General features: G+C 67.0%; 19 protein-coding genes. 9 read left to right on the forward strand and 10 right to left on the reverse strand.

Annotated features, from left to right (window positions below):
- Positions 1-64 precede the first annotated feature (64 nt).
- The 3 genes from ACLB90_RS14445 to ACLB90_RS14455 all read left to right on the forward strand — a co-directional run bounded on the left by ACLB90_RS14445 (position 65) and on the right by ACLB90_RS14455 (position 2,971).
- Positions 65-2,053 (forward strand): PEP/pyruvate-binding domain-containing protein, encoded by a 1,989-nt coding sequence (locus ACLB90_RS14445; RefSeq protein WP_411850106.1) that lies wholly within the window; start codon positions 65-67, stop codon positions 2,051-2,053.
- 89 nt (positions 2,054-2,142) lie between these two features.
- On the forward strand, positions 2,143-2,424 hold the full coding sequence (locus ACLB90_RS14450) for an excalibur calcium-binding domain-containing protein (RefSeq protein ID WP_411850107.1): 282 nt from the start codon (positions 2,143-2,145) through the stop codon (positions 2,422-2,424).
- 94 nt (positions 2,425-2,518) lie between these two features.
- A complete protein-coding gene (locus ACLB90_RS14455) occupies positions 2,519-2,971 on the forward strand; it encodes a nuclear transport factor 2 family protein (protein WP_411850108.1) in 453 nt (150 codons plus the stop codon).
- A 29-nt stretch (positions 2,972-3,000) separates the two neighbouring features.
- On the opposite strand, the gene ACLB90_RS14460 is transcribed toward ACLB90_RS14455, so the two are convergent.
- Genes ACLB90_RS14460 through ACLB90_RS14470 form a run of 3 tightly spaced genes read right to left on the reverse strand, consistent with a single transcriptional unit; the run spans position 3,001 to position 4,666 of the window.
- Complete coding sequence (locus ACLB90_RS14460) at positions 3,001-3,906, reverse strand: hypothetical protein (protein WP_411850109.1); 906 nt, start codon at positions 3,904-3,906, stop codon at positions 3,001-3,003.
- Positions 3,907-3,914: 8 nt separating this feature from the next.
- On the reverse strand, positions 3,915-4,307 hold the full coding sequence (locus ACLB90_RS14465) for a bleomycin resistance protein (RefSeq protein ID WP_411850110.1): 393 nt from the start codon (positions 4,305-4,307) through the stop codon (positions 3,915-3,917).
- A complete protein-coding gene (locus ACLB90_RS14470; RefSeq protein WP_411850111.1) occupies positions 4,307-4,666 on the reverse strand; it encodes a hypothetical protein in 360 nt (119 codons plus the stop codon). The genes ACLB90_RS14465 and ACLB90_RS14470 overlap by 1 nt, the downstream gene beginning before the upstream one ends.
- A 124-nt stretch (positions 4,667-4,790) precedes the next feature.
- Here ACLB90_RS14470 and ACLB90_RS14475 point away from each other — a divergent pair, with 124 nt between their 5' ends.
- The 3 genes from ACLB90_RS14475 (at position 4,791) to ACLB90_RS14485 (ending at position 6,173) form a co-directional block, all read left to right on the forward strand.
- Entirely contained in the window at positions 4,791-5,087 is a 297-nt protein-coding gene (locus ACLB90_RS14475) for a hypothetical protein (RefSeq protein ID WP_312709955.1), read from the forward strand.
- A gap of 129 nt (positions 5,088-5,216) precedes the next feature.
- Positions 5,217-5,747, forward strand: coding sequence for a hypothetical protein (locus ACLB90_RS14480; RefSeq protein ID WP_411850112.1), 531 nt, complete (start codon positions 5,217-5,219; stop codon positions 5,745-5,747).
- A 42-nt stretch (positions 5,748-5,789) separates the two neighbouring features.
- Complete coding sequence (locus tag ACLB90_RS14485) at positions 5,790-6,173, forward strand: YbjQ family protein (RefSeq protein ID WP_411850113.1); 384 nt, start codon at positions 5,790-5,792, stop codon at positions 6,171-6,173.
- A gap of 42 nt (positions 6,174-6,215) precedes the next feature.
- Here the strand turns inward: ACLB90_RS14485 and ACLB90_RS14490 are convergent, their stop codons facing one another.
- From ACLB90_RS14490 to ACLB90_RS14505, 4 genes are all read right to left on the reverse strand, one after another.
- Positions 6,216-6,848, reverse strand: a complete 633-nt coding sequence (locus ACLB90_RS14490; protein ID WP_411850114.1) for an SMI1/KNR4 family protein — start codon at positions 6,846-6,848, stop codon at positions 6,216-6,218.
- Between the two features lie 69 nt (positions 6,849-6,917).
- Positions 6,918-7,352, reverse strand: a complete 435-nt coding sequence (locus ACLB90_RS14495) for a NucA/NucB deoxyribonuclease domain-containing protein (RefSeq protein WP_411850115.1) — start codon at positions 7,350-7,352, stop codon at positions 6,918-6,920.
- Positions 7,353-7,429: 77 nt separating this feature from the next.
- Positions 7,430-8,029, reverse strand: coding sequence for an SMI1/KNR4 family protein (locus tag ACLB90_RS14500; protein ID WP_411850116.1), 600 nt, complete (start codon positions 8,027-8,029; stop codon positions 7,430-7,432).
- Positions 8,030-8,050: 21 nt separating this feature from the next.
- Positions 8,051-9,130: a NucA/NucB deoxyribonuclease domain-containing protein gene (locus ACLB90_RS14505; protein WP_411850117.1), complete on the reverse strand. Its 1,080-nt coding sequence runs from the start codon at positions 9,128-9,130 to the stop codon at positions 8,051-8,053.
- 309 nt (positions 9,131-9,439) lie between these two features.
- Between ACLB90_RS14505 and ACLB90_RS14510 the strand changes: the two genes are divergently transcribed.
- The 3 genes from ACLB90_RS14510 to ACLB90_RS14520 all read left to right on the forward strand — a co-directional run bounded on the left by ACLB90_RS14510 (position 9,440) and on the right by ACLB90_RS14520 (position 11,718).
- On the forward strand, positions 9,440-9,835 hold the full coding sequence (locus ACLB90_RS14510) for a hypothetical protein (protein WP_411850118.1): 396 nt from the start codon (positions 9,440-9,442) through the stop codon (positions 9,833-9,835).
- An 81-nt stretch (positions 9,836-9,916) separates the two neighbouring features.
- Positions 9,917-10,795 carry an SDR family NAD(P)-dependent oxidoreductase gene (locus ACLB90_RS14515; RefSeq protein WP_411850119.1) on the forward strand — a complete coding sequence of 293 codons (879 nt, stop codon included), beginning with the start codon at positions 9,917-9,919 and terminating at the stop codon, positions 10,793-10,795.
- 47 nt (positions 10,796-10,842) lie between these two features.
- On the forward strand, positions 10,843-11,718 hold the full coding sequence (locus ACLB90_RS14520) for a LysR family transcriptional regulator (RefSeq protein ID WP_411850120.1): 876 nt from the start codon (positions 10,843-10,845) through the stop codon (positions 11,716-11,718).
- Between the two features lie 3 nt (positions 11,719-11,721).
- Here the strand turns inward: ACLB90_RS14520 and ACLB90_RS14525 are convergent, their stop codons facing one another.
- The 3 genes from ACLB90_RS14525 to ACLB90_RS14535 form a co-directional block, all read right to left on the reverse strand.
- A complete protein-coding gene (locus tag ACLB90_RS14525) occupies positions 11,722-11,904 on the reverse strand; it encodes a hypothetical protein (RefSeq protein WP_411850121.1) in 183 nt (60 codons plus the stop codon).
- Complete coding sequence (locus ACLB90_RS14530; RefSeq protein WP_411850122.1) at positions 11,901-13,037, reverse strand: PepSY-associated TM helix domain-containing protein; 1,137 nt, start codon at positions 13,035-13,037, stop codon at positions 11,901-11,903. Before ACLB90_RS14530 ends, ACLB90_RS14525 begins: the two co-directional genes overlap by 4 nt.
- Before the next feature lie 71 nt (positions 13,038-13,108).
- On the reverse strand, positions 13,109-15,202 hold the full coding sequence (locus tag ACLB90_RS14535) for a TonB-dependent siderophore receptor (protein ID WP_411850123.1): 2,094 nt from the start codon (positions 15,200-15,202) through the stop codon (positions 13,109-13,111).
- Positions 15,203-15,636 lie beyond the last annotated feature (434 nt).

Below are 15,636 nucleotides of genomic sequence, written 5' to 3' on the forward strand. Positions count from 1 at the left end.
CCAGTGCCGGCAGCGCGGGCGGGACTGCCTTATGATCCACCCACTTCACTCCCGCACCGGCATCATGGAACGAGCCCGTACGACCCTTGCTGGACGCCGCCTGTGGGCGTGTGTCGCCCTGCTCACGCTGCTGCTGGGGTGTATCGCCCCCGCGCTGGCGCAGACCGCGCGCAAACCGTCGCCCTACGAGTACCGGCAGGGCAGCGATGCATCCGCCACGCCGGTGGCCGAGGGACCGGATTACCTGTCGCGCATCGACAGCCGCGCCCAGTTCATGCGGCTTGCGCGCGTCTACAACGCCGGCACGGCGCTGGAAATGCCGCACCTGATCTTCGTGATCGACCGGCGCAACGCGGCGCGCATCTACTACATCAACACCCCGCGCATTGCGCTGCACGAGCAGTTCGTACGCCGCCAACGGCTGCTGCCGGGCATGGACAAGGCCACGCTCAATGCGCAGTACCGCGATCCGCAGCGGCGCTTCCTGTTCGGCACGATCAGTTGGCAGCAGGATCTGCCGGGTTACACCTACGAGTTCTGGGAGGGCGACCAGCTCACCGCGCCCCTGCTGCAGCAGAGCGACCAGGTGGTGCGCGCCTCGTTCCGCGACCCCATCCGCTTCAAGACCAACTCCACCCAGCACGAGCAGCTGGCCAGCACCATGAAGCTGCCTTACGTCAGCCAGGAGGCCCTGCTGCGCGAACAGCGCTTCCTGCCGCTGAACACCGGCCGCGCGGAAGGCCGGCTGCGCATCGTGCGTTCCGAGCAGCAGCTGCGCACGCTGTCGCCGCGCGATATTCCGGTGCTGGATGAGGTGCCGATCGCGCTGGCACCGGTGGCCGGCCTGGTGACGCAGCGACCGTCCACGCTGCTGTCGCACGTCAACCTGCTGGCCAAGGGCTGGGGCATCCCCAACGCATACGTGGCCGACGCGCAGAATGCGCTGCGCCAATATGACGGGCGCTGGGTGACGCTGGAGGTGACCGCCAACAACTACCGGGTCACGCCGCTGGCGCGCCCGGCCAGAACGCCTTCCGCCACGGCGGCCCGCCCGGTGGCACGCAATCTGCCCCGCCCGGACCTGACGGTGGTGGCGCTCAAGCCGCTGGCCTCCTTGCGTGCGCGCGACAGTTCCCATTGCGGGGTAAAGGCGGCCAACCTGGGCACGCTGAAAACGGCCCTGCCGCCTGCCGCGCGCGTGCCGGACGGTTTCTGCATCCCGTTCTCGCACTACCAGGCGATGATGCAGCGGCTGCAGATCGACGAGCGGCTGCACGCGCTGCAGCGGCGCCCCGGCTTCGGCACGGACCCGGACGTGCGCCGTGAGGCGCTGGCCACGCTGCGTGCCGAGATCGCCAATGCCGCGCCCGATCCGGCCTTCATCCGCACGTTGGAGGCCCGCTGGCGCGAGCAGCTGCAGGGAGGCGGTGTGTTCGTGCGCAGCTCGTCCAACTCCGAGGACCTGCCCGGCTTCAGTGGTGCCGGCCTGTACACCACCGTTCCCAACGTGACCCGCGCCGATGACCTGGCCAAGGCCGTGCAGACGGTGTGGGCATCGGTCTACAACTTCGAGGCGTACGAAGCGCGCACGGCCGCCGGGCTCCAGCAGGATGCCGTGGCGATGGCGGTACTGGTCCAGCGCGCCGCGCCGTCAGACAGTTCCGGCGTGATGATCACCCGTGACCCCTTCGATGCCGCGCGCCGCCACATCACCTACATTTCGGCCAAGCGCGGATTGGGTATCCGCGTGGTGGAGGGCAAGCGCCAGGCCGAGCAGGTGATGTACTCCAGCTGGTCCAAGGCGGTGCAGGTGCTGAGCCGCTCGGCCGAGGACACCCAACTGGTGGCCGATGCCGCGGGTGGCGTCCGCGAGGTGCCCATCAGCGGCTCGCGCCAGGTGCTGACCGATGCACTGATTGCGCGGCTTGCCCGGATCGGGGTGACCACCAAGCAGGCATTGGGCGGCGTGGACCAGGACATCGAGTGGGCGGTGGTGGGCGACGAGGTGCTGATGCTGCAGTCGCGGCCGTATGTGGACGGAAGCGCGCGCTGACGGGCGGCTGCCTGCCCACGCCCGCTTGCTGGCCGTCCTGTGCTTGCCTATGCTCCAGCCAGATCAGGGGGATCGGGGGGGCAGGGACGATGAAGAAGATCATGATCGGCGCGGTACTGTGCCTGGTCGCCGCGTACGGCTACAGCAAGCTCAGGCACGTTGACCTTGCCGATGTTGGAACCTCCCGCAGCTCCTGGGCTGCACCTGAACCTGCCACTGCAGCACCTGCGCGCTACAGCTGCGATGGCCGCACGCACTGCTCGCACATGCGCTCGTGCGAAGAGGCCACGTACTTCATCCAGAACTGCCCCAATACGCAGATGGACGGGGACAACGATGGCATTCCGTGCGAGCAGCAGTGGTGCGGGTGAGTGACCGGGTGAGGGTGAGCGACCCGGGGCAGTGGCAGAGCCGCCCGGCAATGGCGTTCAATGCGTTCACCCTTGCCCACCGCCTGGAACAACGATGCCCGCGCTTGCCCTGCTGATTGCCGCTGTCGCTGCCGCGAACACGCCATCCGCGCCGGATGCCGCCACCCTGGCGGCCATCGAGGCCACCTGCCTGGACTATGTGGACGGCCAGCTGGAGGCGGACCCGGACCGGGTGGCGCGGTCGCTGCACCCGGACCTGGCCAAGCGCAGGGTGCTGGGCGATACCCCGGACGAGCGGCTGGGCCTGCGCCGCATGAGCAGGGAGGAACTGGTGGAGCTCACCCGCCAGGGCGCGTTGAAGACCCCGAGGGAGCAGTGGAACCGCAGCTGCCGCGTGCTGGATGTGACGGCGGATGCGGCCTCGGTGCGGTTGGAGACGCCGTGGTTCGTGGACTACTTCCACATGGGGCGTTTCGGCGAACGCTGGATCATCGTCAACGCGCTCTGGTACAGCAAGCCGGCGTCGACGCGCACCCCGCAGCCCTGACGCGGGGCGCGGGCGCGAGTCGCCGATGCTTACTCCACCCGCACCAGTTGGTGCTTCACGCTGGGCCACAAGGCCAGCTTGTGGGTCACGTTGGTGATGGTACGGCGCGGGTCGGTGGGATGGGGCCGGGACGAGGTGGTGGTTCTGCCCTGGCGCCACAACCCGAACATCACGATCTCCGTGCCCACCGGGAAGGACTGCAGCCACGCCGCATCGCTGTGCCCGACACTGATTTCATAGAAATCCCGGCGGTCGGTCACGCCGGTGTGCTGGTACTTCGGTGCGCAGTTGAGGTACACCGAACCGGGCTGGGTGGCGCGGTGCGAGCGGACCGTGCCGACCAGCGCCAGGGGCAGGTCGGTGGATGTCGCGCCCAGCCGTTCCCAGGCCTCGTCGTACCGGTCCTGCGTGTAGAAGAAGCTGCTCCAGTCGACCTTCTTCTTGCCCAGGCGCAGGGTCAGGTGCGTCGCCAGCAGCGTGTCGCTGCCGCACATCGCGCGCAGGATGAGCAGATCGGCAAGGGTGCGCAGGTAGCCCGCCAGTACCGGGTCCGCGCCGTGATGCTCAGCACCGCCACGTTTCAGGCCCTGCTGCAGGAGCAACAGCCGCAGCTCGTGCGTTCCTTCGCCAAGCGGGGGCAGGAAGTCGGCATCGGCGCCGGCGGCGAGCAGGGCCTGCAGATGCGCCGGCGCATCGTACCGGCAGCCGGGGCGGTGCTCTGCTTCCTTGCCCAGGTCGATGTAGGCCGGTATGTGCACGGGCTCGGCATGACCGGCGTGGCGCCTGCTGTGCCCGGGCACGAACGTCACCGGAACGCCGCACCCCGGGCTGTCGCACAGCAGGGTGGGCAGGGTCTGGTTTGTGTCATGACGCTTCTGCAGGTCGTCAACACGGTGCAGGGTGCCGTGCGTACCCACGGCGGTGCGCATCTTCATGCCGCGACTCATCGTGGATCGCTGCGTGATTCGGCGGCGGGCATCGTCGCAAACCGCAGGCGGTTGTGGTCCGGATCGACCACCATCATCTCGCGCCCGCCCCACGGCATGTCTGCCGGCGCGCGGAACACCGGCGCGCCGGCCGCCACGAACGCGGCATGCACGGCATCCACGTCCGCCACGCGGAAGTACACCGCACCGCCCGGCTCGCAGTCGCCGGCGTGCTCGCTCAGGAACAGCTGCTGGCCCTGGCGGCTGATCTGCACGAACAGCGGCATGCCGTCGGCGAACCGGTGTTCCCAGTCAATGGCAAACCCGAGCCGCTGATAGAACGGCACGCTGCGGGTGGCGTCGGTCATGCGCAGCTGCGGAATGACGGTCTGATGCGCGTCCGCGTCCATCAGCCCGGGTACGCCGGGAAGCGTTCGTCGGGGTGGTGCTTTTTCCATTCGGTATGGGCCACGGTGCCTTCCCAGGCGAGGAAAGCCTGGGGCACGCGGCCGCGGCCGGACCAGGTGACCTGGCTGTGCGGCAGCCAGTAACGCGGCGGCGCCTCTACCGCCGCCTTGGCGGGCTTGGCGCGGGGGGCGGGGCTGGCCGGCTGCTCCACGGCCACGGTGGCCCGGATCCTGCGCTGCTGTTCCGGGCTGAAATCGGCGAAACTGGCGTTGAGCAGCACGGTGACGCGCTCATACGCCTCCTTGGTAGCTACCCGCAGCAGGGCGGCCGGGGAGGCGGAGGCGGGCGGTTTACGGGGCATGCGAATCCAGGGAAGGGGGAGCTGACGGGGGGCACGATAGCAAATGCCCGTGTGAAGCCGTGGCTGGCGCCCCGTAGAGTGCCTGTACTGACCCATCCGCGTTGTCCCCCACCAGGAGCATTGCATGGCCCCGTCCGAACCGGATCCCACCGCCGGCACCCCCGCCGACTACAGCGACCGCTTGTACCGGGTGTATCTCGAGGTGGGCGAGTGGCAGCACATCGCACGCGATGCGATCACCGCCTTTCTGCTCGAACGCAGCCAGGCGCATCCCGCGTTCGACTTCACGCCCGCAGCGCTGCACGCCCGGCCGCATGGCTACGAGGTGGACCTGCCGATGCAGTTGATTCCGGAAGTGGTGCGCGCGCTGGCCGAGCGCAATGTGGCTGTCTACCAGGTGGTGCGAGCCGCGCTGGAGTGACCCGGCCGTGAGCCCGGCGGACCAGGCACCGGCGGTGGGTTCGGGCAGAATACGTCGCTCGGACTGGACCACGCTGCGTGCGTCGCATCGCACGCGCAGCGCGGCAGTCGTCCCTACATGGAGGTTGCAATGACGTTCCAGGCGTGCGTGCGTTCTGTCCGCGTGGCGGTGGTGCTGATGGGCCTGTCGTTGGCAGGGTGTGGTGAGGCGCCATCGACGCCGACAGGGGCGGGGGCGGTTGGGCCGACGCCCACGGCCACGGCGCCGTCCACCGACCCGGCGGCGGCGCTGGTGGCGCGCTTCAACATGGGCGACGGTCTCGCCAAGCTGGCCGACGAGGCTGCACGCGCCACCACCACGTTTGCGTCGATGGCCGAACAGAGCGGTGCCCCTGCGGCGAAGCAACGGGTGCAGGCCGAGATCAGCCGCCTGCTGCCGGCCTACCAGGCCCGCTGGGACGGTACGCTGGCGGCAATCTATGCCCGGCACTTCTCCGCAGACGCGCTGCGTTCGCTGGCATCACAAGGAACCCGCTCACCGCACGCGGCACGGTTCAAGGCGCTGCAGAACACGGTGGCTGCCGAGATGCGCACCGAGGCGCAGCCGCTGCTGCGGCAGCTGGTTGCCGAGGCGCTGACCAATGCTGCGCAACCGCGCTGATACCGCGAACCAAACCTACGCCCTTACCCGAGAGAGACCGCAATGGCAGACCCCTACAACAACAGCGCGCACACGCCTGCGGTAACCAGGCTCGACGATTCGATGGTGACCACGGCAATGGAACTGCCCGGCTTCCGCGTGGTGCGCAGTCTCGGCGTGGTACGCGGCATTACCGTGCGCTCGCGCTCGATCGTGGGCAACTTCCTCGGCGGCCTGCAGACGTTGTTCGGCGGCAACATCACCATCTACACCGAGCTGTGCGAGCAGGCGCGCGAGGAAACCTACCGCGACATGGCCAAGCACGCGCGATTGCTGGGTGCCAATGCGATCATCGCCATGCGCTATGACGCGACCGACATCATGACCGGGTTGACCGAGGTGCTGTGCTACGGGACGGCGGTGGTGGTGGAGCCGACCAGCCGGTGAGGTACCGCGCGGCGTACCGGAAGCGGTACGCCGCAGTTGCGTTCAACGATCTGTTCCCTTCTGAAGAAACGCAGTCAGATTCAACAAGCCGGCCAGCGCGCTTTCAAGGTAGGCGACGAAGCTGCTGTGATGCTCCTGCAACTGTGTCCAGTAGGTCACGATTTCGTTCTCTTCGCCAGGATGCGTGAACGTTGGATCCAGCAAGACGAAGTCTTCACCTTTGCCGGGCGGCCCGGACAGCTGAATCGCGTCGCCAAGACGTGCCATCAGCCACGGCTCATCCTCCGATGCCTCCTCTTCAAGCATGCTCCTCCAGTCGGAGGCAATCGCCGCGTTCTCATTGCCGAATGGCTGGATCAACTCGACCGGAAGCAAGGTGCTGATGTAGTTGCCGGGCATCAAGAACCCATTGCTGACAGACAGAAACTGCTTGTAGCTTGGCGGAAGCGAGATCCCAAGCCGCGCCTCTGCGGCGAGAATGCTGGCCTTGGATGCGGGGGGCATTCCGAGCCAGACGACATCCCCCGACAGGCAGCGTCGCGCCAGATCGGCCAGTGCGGAATCCGGGTGCGTTGCGAGGAATGGACTCAGCCCAAGGTCGACGTGCGCCTCTGCTGGCGAGGCTCTCCAGTGCGCGATTGCAGCAGTGTTCATTGCCTGTATCAGCTCATCCATTGCCATCATCGTTACTGTCTCCGATCAATGACTGGTGCGCCGCTGCGTTCGCGCGACGTCTCATTCGCATTACTCGACGACCTTCACCCAGAACTGCTCACCATCGAGCACGTGTGCCGCGGTGCAGAAGAAGTTGCCCAGTCTGCGCCCGACCTTCTGATTGTCTTCGCCAAGAATGTAGCGTACCGACATGGATGATTCCGGCACGACAGAGGCGTCCTGGTTCGTTGCTGCAAACGGGTATTCGTCACAGTTCAGTCCAGCGCCCGCGCTCTCTGGAAATCGCGTGCGACACCGTTGCCCGGCTGCAGTGCGGTTGGCGGTGTTTAGTCTGGCGTCTCTCGTTCGTGTCAGTGCCGCGCCTCTCATCCCAGCATCGTGATGCGCTGCGATACGCGCCAGGTATCGCAGCGGCATACAACGGGTATTGGATACCCGCGCGGTATGTAGCGTCTCCGCCGCCCGTCTGGGCTGACGTGCCGTCACCAAGCCGATGCAGGGCATGGGCTTGGCGTGCGCGTCTCATGGCAGACATCATCGCCACCGCACAGGAAAGCGGGCTGCTCGGGCATGTGATGGAACTACCTGTAATTGCAAACAAGCTCGTGGATGAGTTTGGTAAAGGTCGAACTGGCCTCATACCCTTGGCGACTGTACATGATTGTCCACAGCTCTCCTTCTGGACTTGTGTTGACCGTGTCGATAAGCGCGAACCAATCAAAGTCGCTGGGGCATGCAGAGATCTGGAGGGCCTCGCCGATATGTGCTGTGAAATCAGCTTCCTCAAGATACGGGTCGGCTTCGTGCAGATCAGTCCACATTGCCACAATCGGGTAGTTGTCGTCGCTAAACCGCCGTACAAGTTCAATCGGCAGTAGTACGCAGCAGTAAGTGCCGGGAACAAGGAATCCGTTCGACTCCAGCAGGAACTCACGGTAGCTCGCAGGGAGAATCACGCCAAGACGTTGTTCGGCTTCGCGAATCTGCTCAAGTGATGCTCCCGGTTGCCCGAGCCATCCAACATGTTCCCTGCCGATCCGGGCGGCAAGTTGAGCCAGCGGACTGTCCGGAAAACCATTGATGAACGGCTCAAGGCCAAGATACTCGATTGGTTCGAGCCGCTTTCGCTCGATGTTTGCGAGAGCTGCTGCGTTCAATTCGTCAAGTAACTGCTTCCACATGATGAGCCTCTCTCCGGCGGGTCAATCCACAACCTTGACCCAGAACTCTTCTCCATCCAGAAGCCGCGCATGCGTGCAGTAGAACGCGCCCAGCTTTCCACCCACCTTCTTGTTGTCTTCGCCGAGAATGTAACGGACAGACATGGATGTATCCGGTACGAGAGATGCGCCCTCATGCGTTGCTGCGAAAGGATACTCGTCGCAGTTCAGTCCAGTCGCGGCTCCATCAGGAAAGCGTGCTCTGCACAGCGCCCCGGATACGTTGCGATTCTCTCCTGCAACTCTCTTGTTCCTCAAGCGTCGCAAAGGTACACCCCGCGCATCGGGATTTTCATGCCACCTGCCGATCGTGCCGGGGAGCGTCGACTGTGCAACCTTGATGTGCTCGGCCGACTCATCCGTATCGGGATCGCTCAGGCTTACCTCGAAGACGGCAGGGTAGTCGGCGAATCGACACCCGGACGTACCGCTCCTGGCTGCTTTGTCGCAGCGAAGTGTCGGTGCCGAACTCTGGATCAGTGATTGGTCGTTGTTGAAGCGCGACAGCACCAGTTGGGTGTCCTGGCCTGTCTTTCCTTCATCGGTATTGAATCCCAGGGGGACGGCAAAGTCGTACGTACCTGGGCCCGAAAGAGTCAGGGGAGCGAAAGGCTGCTTGTCGGTGCAGCTCCCGCAGTAAAGCTCGGGCGTAACCACCAGCCCGGCCATTGCATTGCCCTGCACGGCATCGAACACCACGCGGACGCGATGCATCCATGTCTGGCCATTTCGGGGCAGGGACACATAGTCGTACAGCGTAACGGTGGCGGTTTCGGTCTGGCCGGTGTCGGGGTTGTGGGAGGAATAGGGTGCAGTTCGCTTCACGCAGTAGTGCAGGCGCGAGCCTGCAGCGTCTGCTTCGTCCTGGTCGCTGGCGTCCTTGCAGACCTCGTCGAAGGGAAGCTCTGGATTCTCCAGCGCGGCCTCGTACTGCCGAAGCTCGGCCATCGACATGCTGGCGATCATCTGCGCGTCCGACGGACAGTCGTCGTCTTCGCGTGCGTTCACACAGACGCTGAAAAGCAGGGCGACCAGCGCCAGTGCACGCGGTGTGCAGTTCATGGTGGGCTCCTTGGGTGCAACGGCGACAGGCGCACGGCGGCGTGCGGTGCCGTGGGTGATACGCCGAAACCCAGGAGGTGCTATGTAGGGAAAGTGCGGGGCGAATGCGAAGCGTGACGGGACATGTATGTCGTTTACGACCACTGGCACGCTTCGGATGCCTCACCCTGCGGCCGCAGGGCCGATGCTGTGAACCCGTTCCGATCCATGCTGTGCCGCATTCGGCACGTTCTGGTGCGACGGGCTGCGGCTATGATTGAGGCGGCCGCCCCGCGCCGCATGCCTGCGTCCGCCGTTCAAAGGAAGATGATGCCGACGACCGTCCCCCGCGTTTCCTCGCCCTGCCTGCGTGTCTGCGCGGCCGTGGTGGCCTGCCTGCCGTTGCCGGCGATGGCCTCGGATTTCACCGGCATGCTGACCGGGCTGACCCTGATGCTGCTCGGGCTGGTGCTGCTGCTGGTGGCGCCGCTGCTGCTGGTGCGACGGCACGCCTGGGCGCGCTGGCTGGGCACGGGGCTGGGCGGCTTGGCGATGCTGGTCGCGGTGGGCACGTTCTGTGTGGATACGTGGCGGGTGCTGGCGCGGATGCGGGCGGACACGGCAATACCGCAGCTGATGTATGTGGCGCTGTACATCGCGCTGTGGCTGGCCATCGGGTATGTGATCGCGCGCCTTCGACGCCGGCCGCTGCCGGGCGCCAACTGAGCGCCGCGATACGCGCCAGGTATCGCAGCGGCATACAACGGGTATTGGATACCCGCGCGGTATCCGGCCGATGCTGTGTGGATGACAACGCACAAGACGCTTTCTTTCGATGGACAGGTAGGCCTGGTGACCGGTGCTGCCGGCGGCCTCGGCCTGGCGTACAGCCGGTTGCTGGCCCAGCGCGGCGCACGGGTGGTGATGCAGGACGTAGGGGCCGGGCTGGATGGCACCGGCTGCGATCCGCAGCGGATCGCGATGGCCGCCGCGCGGCTGCGCGAGGAGGGCCTGGAGGCGCAGGCAGCACCCGGTGGTATCGCCCGCCGCAGCGACTGCCGTGCGCAGGTGGACGCGATCCTGCAGCAGCATGGCCGGCTGGACTTCATCATCCACAACGCCGGCTGGGTCGAGTACCAGCAGATTGACGTGCTCGACGAGGCGCGCTTCGACCAGATGATGACCATCGCGGCGAAGGCCCCGCTGTGGCTGGCGCAGGCGGCCTGGCCGGCGATGCAGGCGGCCGGCTACGGGCGGATCGTGCTGACCACGTCCGACCGCGCGCTGTATCCGCAGTACGTGCAGAAGGGTCTGGCGGCCTATGCCGCGGCGAAGCTAGCGGCGGTGGGCATCGTCAATGTGCTGGCCGACGAGGGCGCGGCGCACGGCATCGTGGTGAACGCGGTGTCGCCGGTGGCCAAGACCCGGATGTGGGGCGTGACCGGCGAGCCGGATGAGCTGCACCCGGCTGCGGTGGCGCCCGGTGTTGCGTTCCTCGCATCGGCGGCGTGCCGGCAGGGGGGCTGGATACTGCGTGCCAGCAATGGCCAGTTCCATGCCACCCGCAGCGTGGAAGCGGCGGGCGTTGCGTATCCGCGCGATCTGCAGGCGGTGGAGGCCGGCAGCATTGAGGCGGTGGCCGCGCAGTGGCCGGCGATCGCACAGGCGATGATCGAACCGCGCTGACCGCGCGCGGTTTACTCTGGTGGCTGTTTTCCAGAGCGACAGCGCACATGGTCGATCTCCGCCAGCTCCGTCAGTTCGTGGCCGTTGCCGAGGAGCTGCACTTCCATCGTGCGGCGGCGCGGCTGCACATGTCGCAGCCGCCGCTGACGGCCGCCATCCGGCGGCTGGAGGAGGACATCGGCAGCGAGCTGATCCAGCGCGGCAACCGCACACTGGGGCTGACCGCCGCCGGCAAGGTGCTGCTGGCAGAGGCCCGCGCGACCCTGCAGCAGGCCGACCACGCGCTGGTGGCGACCCGTGACGCTGCGGCAGGGCGTACCGGCACGGTGCGGGTCGGCTATGTGGGCAGCGCGCTGTATGGGCGCCTGCCACAGGTGATCCGCGCGTTCCGGGTCAGCCACCCACAGGTGCGGCTGGAACTGATCGAGGCGACGTCCGCACGCCAGGTCGAGATGCTGCGCGGGCAACGGCTGGATGTGGGTGTGGTGATCCCACCGGTGAACGAGGCCGGCGACATGCGCCTGCATGCATTCGACGTGGATCGCCTGGCGATCGCGCTGCCGCGTGCGCATCGCCTGGCAGGCATGCGATCCATCGCGGTGGCCGCACTGGCCGATGAGCCTTTCGTGCTGTGGCCGGCACGCGAAGGGCAGGGCTTCCATGCGCAGGTGGTACGCCTGTGCGCGGCCGCGGGGTTCGTGCCGCGCGTGGTGCAGGAGGCGCATGGCATGCACGCGGTATTGTCGCTGGTGGCGGTGGAGGCGGGTATCGCGATCGTGCCGGCCAGCATGCAGGGTTTCCGCGCCGACGAAGTGCACTACCAGCCGCTGGAGGAGGTGTCGGCGCGTTTCGATCTGCAGATGTGCCTGCGCGCCGGTGAGCCGTCGCCGGCGCTGCGGCAGTGGCTGCAGGCGGCGGAATGAGCGTCAGCGCGTGCGCCGCCGCCAAGCCCGGATGACCACGGCGATCAACGCGGCGAACACGCCCCAGGACACCACGTCGAACACGCCATCGCCGACCAGCGCGCTGACCAGGCCGAGCACGCTGGCAGCGGCGATCCATGCCGGGGCAACGAAGGGATGGCGGACCGAAGGCGTGGGCCGGTTCATGCGGTGTCCCCGGTCCGGGCCGCCCGTTCGATCTCGGTCACGCGCGCCTCGGTGCTGCCCCGCTTGAACCACAGGTACAGGCCGGTGACCAGCACTGCGATGGTGAGCAGATCGAGCAGCGCCCACAGGATCTTCAGCGGCAGCTTGCCGTAGTCGCCGAAGTGCAGCGGCTGGCTGATCAGCAGTACGGTCATGTAGGCCGGCAACTGTGGCTGCGCAGTGAGCGCACCGGTGCCGGCATCGATCAGCACGGGCCGGTACAGGCGCTCGGTCAGCGGTGTGCTGCCCTGCATGAACACACCGTAGTGGTGGTCGCCGCTGTAACCGGTGCCGGGGAAGCTGACGAACGCCGGCCGCATGCCGGGCTCGGCGGCACGGGCGGTGTCCACGGCGGCCTGCAGCGATGCCAGCACAACCGGGCGGGGCTGGCCGGCGTAGCGTGCGGCGAACTCGCCGAGCTGCTCGCTCTGCCAGGCCTGTTCCAGCGGTTTGGCGATGGTGTTGATGGCACCGGTAATGCCCACCACGAGCGCCCAGCCCAGGGTGACCACGCCCAGCAGGTTGTGCAGGTCCAGCCAGGCCAGGCGGCGGCTGCGCCCGGTGCGCAGGGTGCCGAACGGCTGCCGGCGCATGAAGGGGCCATACAGCACCAGCCCCGAGACGATGGCGACGGCGAACAGCAGGCCCATCGCGCCCATGAACAACATGCCCGGCAGGCCGAGGAACAGGTCGGTGTGCAGGCGGTACAGGAAGTACATCACGCCTTCATTGAACTGGGGTGCGGGAAGCAGCTGGCCGGAGCTGGCGTCGAGCAGCGCGGTCTTCATCTGCGGGGGCGGCGTATCCGGTCGCGTGCCGGTATTGACGTAGACGGTGTGTCCGTCCCAATCCCAACCAACGAACAGCGGCACGTTCCCCGGGTAGGCGGCCAGCGCGGTACGCACCTGGGCATCCAGGTCGCGCGGCGCGGCGCGCGCCTGCGGAGCGTCCACGTGTGGTTCGCTGAGATGGGCGATCTCCTCGCCGAACACCAGGGGCAGGCCTGTCACGCACAACAGCAGCAGAAACACGGTGCAGACCAGGCTGGTCCACTTGTGCACGAGGAACCAGGTTTTGAGGGTGGATCGTTGCATGTGCGCTCTGGCGATGGCTGGAGGCGGGGGTGGTGCAGGGCGGCGGCACGGGGCCACCGCCGCCGGGTGGATCAGAAACGGTAGCTGATGGTGCCGGTAACGGTGCGCGGGTTGCCGGTGAAACAGTCGCCGAAGTTGCGGCACGGCGCGTAGTACTTCCTGTCGGCCAGGTTGGTGATGTTCAGCGCCATCGTCCAGTCGGTGACCTGTACTTCCAGCAGCGCGTCCACCAGGGTGTAGCTCGGCGTGCGGATGAAGCCGCCGTAGCCCAGCGACTGGGTGTTGCCGACATAACGGCCGCCCAGACCCACGCGCAGGCGTGCGGCGTCGTCAAGCTGGAACCCCTTGGCCACCCAGAGCGAGGACAGCTCCTGCGGGGTGTCGTTGAGGCGCTGGTCCACTTCGAGGGCGAAGTTGCTTCTGGTCACTTCGGCCTTGTTGCGTGCATAGGCTGCGGTCACGGTGAGGTCGTTGGCGAGGGTGAACTGGCCTTCCAGCTCCACGCCCTTGGACTGGATTTCACCGGTCTGGATGACGTTGAGCACGTTGTCCGGATCGTTGGTCTGGCGGTTGGTCTCGGTGATGCGGTAGACCGACGCGGTGACGAGCATGTTGCGCGCCGGCTGCCACTTCACGCCGCCCTCGACCTGGTGCCCCTGCATGGGCTTGAACGCACGGCCGTACAGGTCCTGGCCGGTGACCGGCAGGAACGATTCGCTGTAGCTGATGTACGGCGATACGCCGCCGCCGACATCGCCGATCAGGCCGGCGCGGTACGTGGTGGCGTTGTCGGTCTGGCTGGGCAGGCCTTCGGTCTTGCTGCGCGCGTGGTCGCGGCGGGCGCCGAGTACCAGCGATACGCGATCGGCCCAGCGGATCTGGTCCTGCACGTACACGCCCAGCTGGGTGGTGCGCTGGTCCGGCAGGCGGTTCCAGCCGTTGATGGTGACGCCGCTGGAGACGGGGGTGTAGATGTCGATCGGGGTCGGGGTGGCATCCAGCCCGGCCGACGCCTCGCGGTAATCGCTGTAGTCCACGCCGGCCAGCAGCAGGTGCTGGAACGCGCCGGTGGCGAAGTCGAACTGCACGGCGGTATCGCTGGCCAGCGCACGCACGTCCGGGCGCACACCGTAGGCGTTGCGGTTGACCACGCGCTTGTCCGCATCGATGAAGGGATCGAGCGGGTTGGTGTAGGTATCCGGATAGAGTTCGCGGAATTCGGTCTTGCCATCCAGATAGCGCACCGAGGAACGCAGGCTGACGGTGTCGCTGAAACGGTGATCGAACAAGGCGGTGATGCTGTAGACGCGCGAGTCGAGCAGGTCGAAATCGCGGTCGCCAAGGAACGTGGACGGATCCAGGCGCGGCGTGCCGGCCGGCGCGTTCAGCGTGGCCACTACCGGCAGGAACTGCTGGCTGGAGGCGGTCTTGTCGTGCTGGTAGCTGGTGAGCAGGGTGAGCGTGCTGCGTTCGCCGCGCCAGCTGATCGAGGGGGCGATGTAGATGCGGTCGTCGTCGACGAAGTCGGTCTGCATGCCCGCGTTGCGCACCAGGCCCACCACGCGGCCGGCGAGGGTGCCGGCGTCATTCAGCGCGCCCCCGACATCGGCCTGGAACTGCTTGCGGTCGAAGTTGCCCAGCTGCACACCGACCTCGCCACCGATGTCGGTGAAGGTCGGGCGCTTGGTCATGGCATTGATGATGCCGCCGGTGGCGCCGGCGCCATACAGCACCGACGACGGGCCGCGCAGCACTTCCACCCGTTCCAGGCCGTAGACCTCGGTGCGCGCCATCGGATTGAAGCCGTAGCTGCGGCGCAGGCCGTCCAGGTACTGCACCGGATCCAGGCCGCGCACGGTGCTGCCGTCGCTGCGGGTATCCAGGCCGTAGGCATCGGCGGTGACGCCGGCGCTGTAGCGCAGGGTTTCCTGCAGGTTGTGCGCGCCGCGGTCGGTGAAGAGGTCGGCGGTGACCACGCTGATGGCCTGCGGGGTCTGGGTGAGCGGGGTGTCGGTCTTGGTTGCGGTGCTGGCGCGCTCTGCGACCACGGTGACCGCGTCCAGCGTGCGCGCATCGCTGCCGTCCTGGGCATGGGCAAGGGCCGAGGCGAGCAGGGCGGGAGCGCCCAGGCCCAGCAGCAGAGAGGAGCGGCGCGGAGCAGGCATGACGGAAATCCGGGGGGAGGTTGGGGGCGGATTATCAGGACGTCCCCCCATCAATGCAAATGAGTCTTAAACGCGTGGTGGGCGCCCGGCGCATTCATGCGAATGCCACAGGCCCTGCACGTCGCGTAGGCGGCCACACCCGTAACGTGGATCGTCCCCACCGCCGCTGGAGACCCCCATGAACCCCTTGCAGACCGCGACCCGTGCAATGCGTGATGGGCTGGAGGAAGTGGCAGCGCTGCTGGTCGGCGAGCGCGCCACTGCCCTGCGCAGCGACGACCGTGCCGCGCCCGGGATAGGCATTCCGCTGCCCCGCCGCTTGCCGCTCAAGCGCCCGCTGCTGCATGGCCGGAAGGGCATGGCGCCGTGGCAGAAGGTCGGCAGCGCGCCGCGTTCGGGGCGGTTGAACGACGACGGCACGCGCTGCCTCGACA

The organism is Stenotrophomonas sp. LGBM10, from assembly GCF_046736075.1.
Classification (GTDB): Bacteria; Pseudomonadota; Gammaproteobacteria; order Xanthomonadales; family Xanthomonadaceae; genus Stenotrophomonas.

Bases quoted from the DNA above. Each gene is read 5' to 3' on its own strand.
- ACLB90_RS14520 (WP_411850120.1), top strand. From the start codon at position 10,843: ATGGTCGATCTCCGCCAGCTCCGTCAGTTCGTGGCCGTTGCCGAGGAG.
- ACLB90_RS14480 (WP_411850112.1), top strand. From the start codon at position 5,217: ATGACGTTCCAGGCGTGCGTGCGTTCTGTCCGCGTGGCGGTGGTGCTG.
- ACLB90_RS14445 (WP_411850106.1), top strand. From the start codon at position 65: ATGGAACGAGCCCGTACGACCCTTGCTGGACGCCGCCTGTGGGCGTGT.
- ACLB90_RS14490 (WP_411850114.1), bottom strand. From the start codon at position 6,848: ATGGATGAGCTGATACAGGCAATGAACACTGCTGCAATCGCGCACTGG.
- ACLB90_RS14465 (WP_411850110.1), bottom strand. From the start codon at position 4,307: ATGGACGCGGACGCGCATCAGACCGTCATTCCGCAGCTGCGCATGACC.
- ACLB90_RS14530 (WP_411850122.1), bottom strand. From the start codon at position 13,037: ATGCAACGATCCACCCTCAAAACCTGGTTCCTCGTGCACAAGTGGACC.
- ACLB90_RS14495 (WP_411850115.1), bottom strand. From the start codon at position 7,352: ATGCCCTGCATCGGCTTGGTGACGGCACGTCAGCCCAGACGGGCGGCG.
- ACLB90_RS14515 (WP_411850119.1), top strand. From the start codon at position 9,917: ATGACAACGCACAAGACGCTTTCTTTCGATGGACAGGTAGGCCTGGTG.
- ACLB90_RS14500 (WP_411850116.1), bottom strand. From the start codon at position 8,029: ATGTGGAAGCAGTTACTTGACGAATTGAACGCAGCAGCTCTCGCAAAC.
- ACLB90_RS14470 (WP_411850111.1), bottom strand. From the start codon at position 4,666: ATGCCCCGTAAACCGCCCGCCTCCGCCTCCCCGGCCGCCCTGCTGCGG.
- ACLB90_RS14525 (WP_411850121.1), bottom strand. From the start codon at position 11,904: ATGAACCGGCCCACGCCTTCGGTCCGCCATCCCTTCGTTGCCCCGGCA.
- ACLB90_RS14475 (WP_312709955.1), top strand. From the start codon at position 4,791: ATGGCCCCGTCCGAACCGGATCCCACCGCCGGCACCCCCGCCGACTAC.
- ACLB90_RS14505 (WP_411850117.1), bottom strand. From the start codon at position 9,130: ATGAACTGCACACCGCGTGCACTGGCGCTGGTCGCCCTGCTTTTCAGC.
- ACLB90_RS14535 (WP_411850123.1), bottom strand. From the start codon at position 15,202: ATGCCTGCTCCGCGCCGCTCCTCTCTGCTGCTGGGCCTGGGCGCTCCC.
- ACLB90_RS14455 (WP_411850108.1), top strand. From the start codon at position 2,519: ATGCCCGCGCTTGCCCTGCTGATTGCCGCTGTCGCTGCCGCGAACACG.
- ACLB90_RS14510 (WP_411850118.1), top strand. From the start codon at position 9,440: ATGCCGACGACCGTCCCCCGCGTTTCCTCGCCCTGCCTGCGTGTCTGC.
- ACLB90_RS14485 (WP_411850113.1), top strand. From the start codon at position 5,790: ATGGCAGACCCCTACAACAACAGCGCGCACACGCCTGCGGTAACCAGG.
- ACLB90_RS14450 (WP_411850107.1), top strand. From the start codon at position 2,143: ATGAAGAAGATCATGATCGGCGCGGTACTGTGCCTGGTCGCCGCGTAC.
- ACLB90_RS14460 (WP_411850109.1), bottom strand. From the start codon at position 3,906: ATGAAGATGCGCACCGCCGTGGGTACGCACGGCACCCTGCACCGTGTT.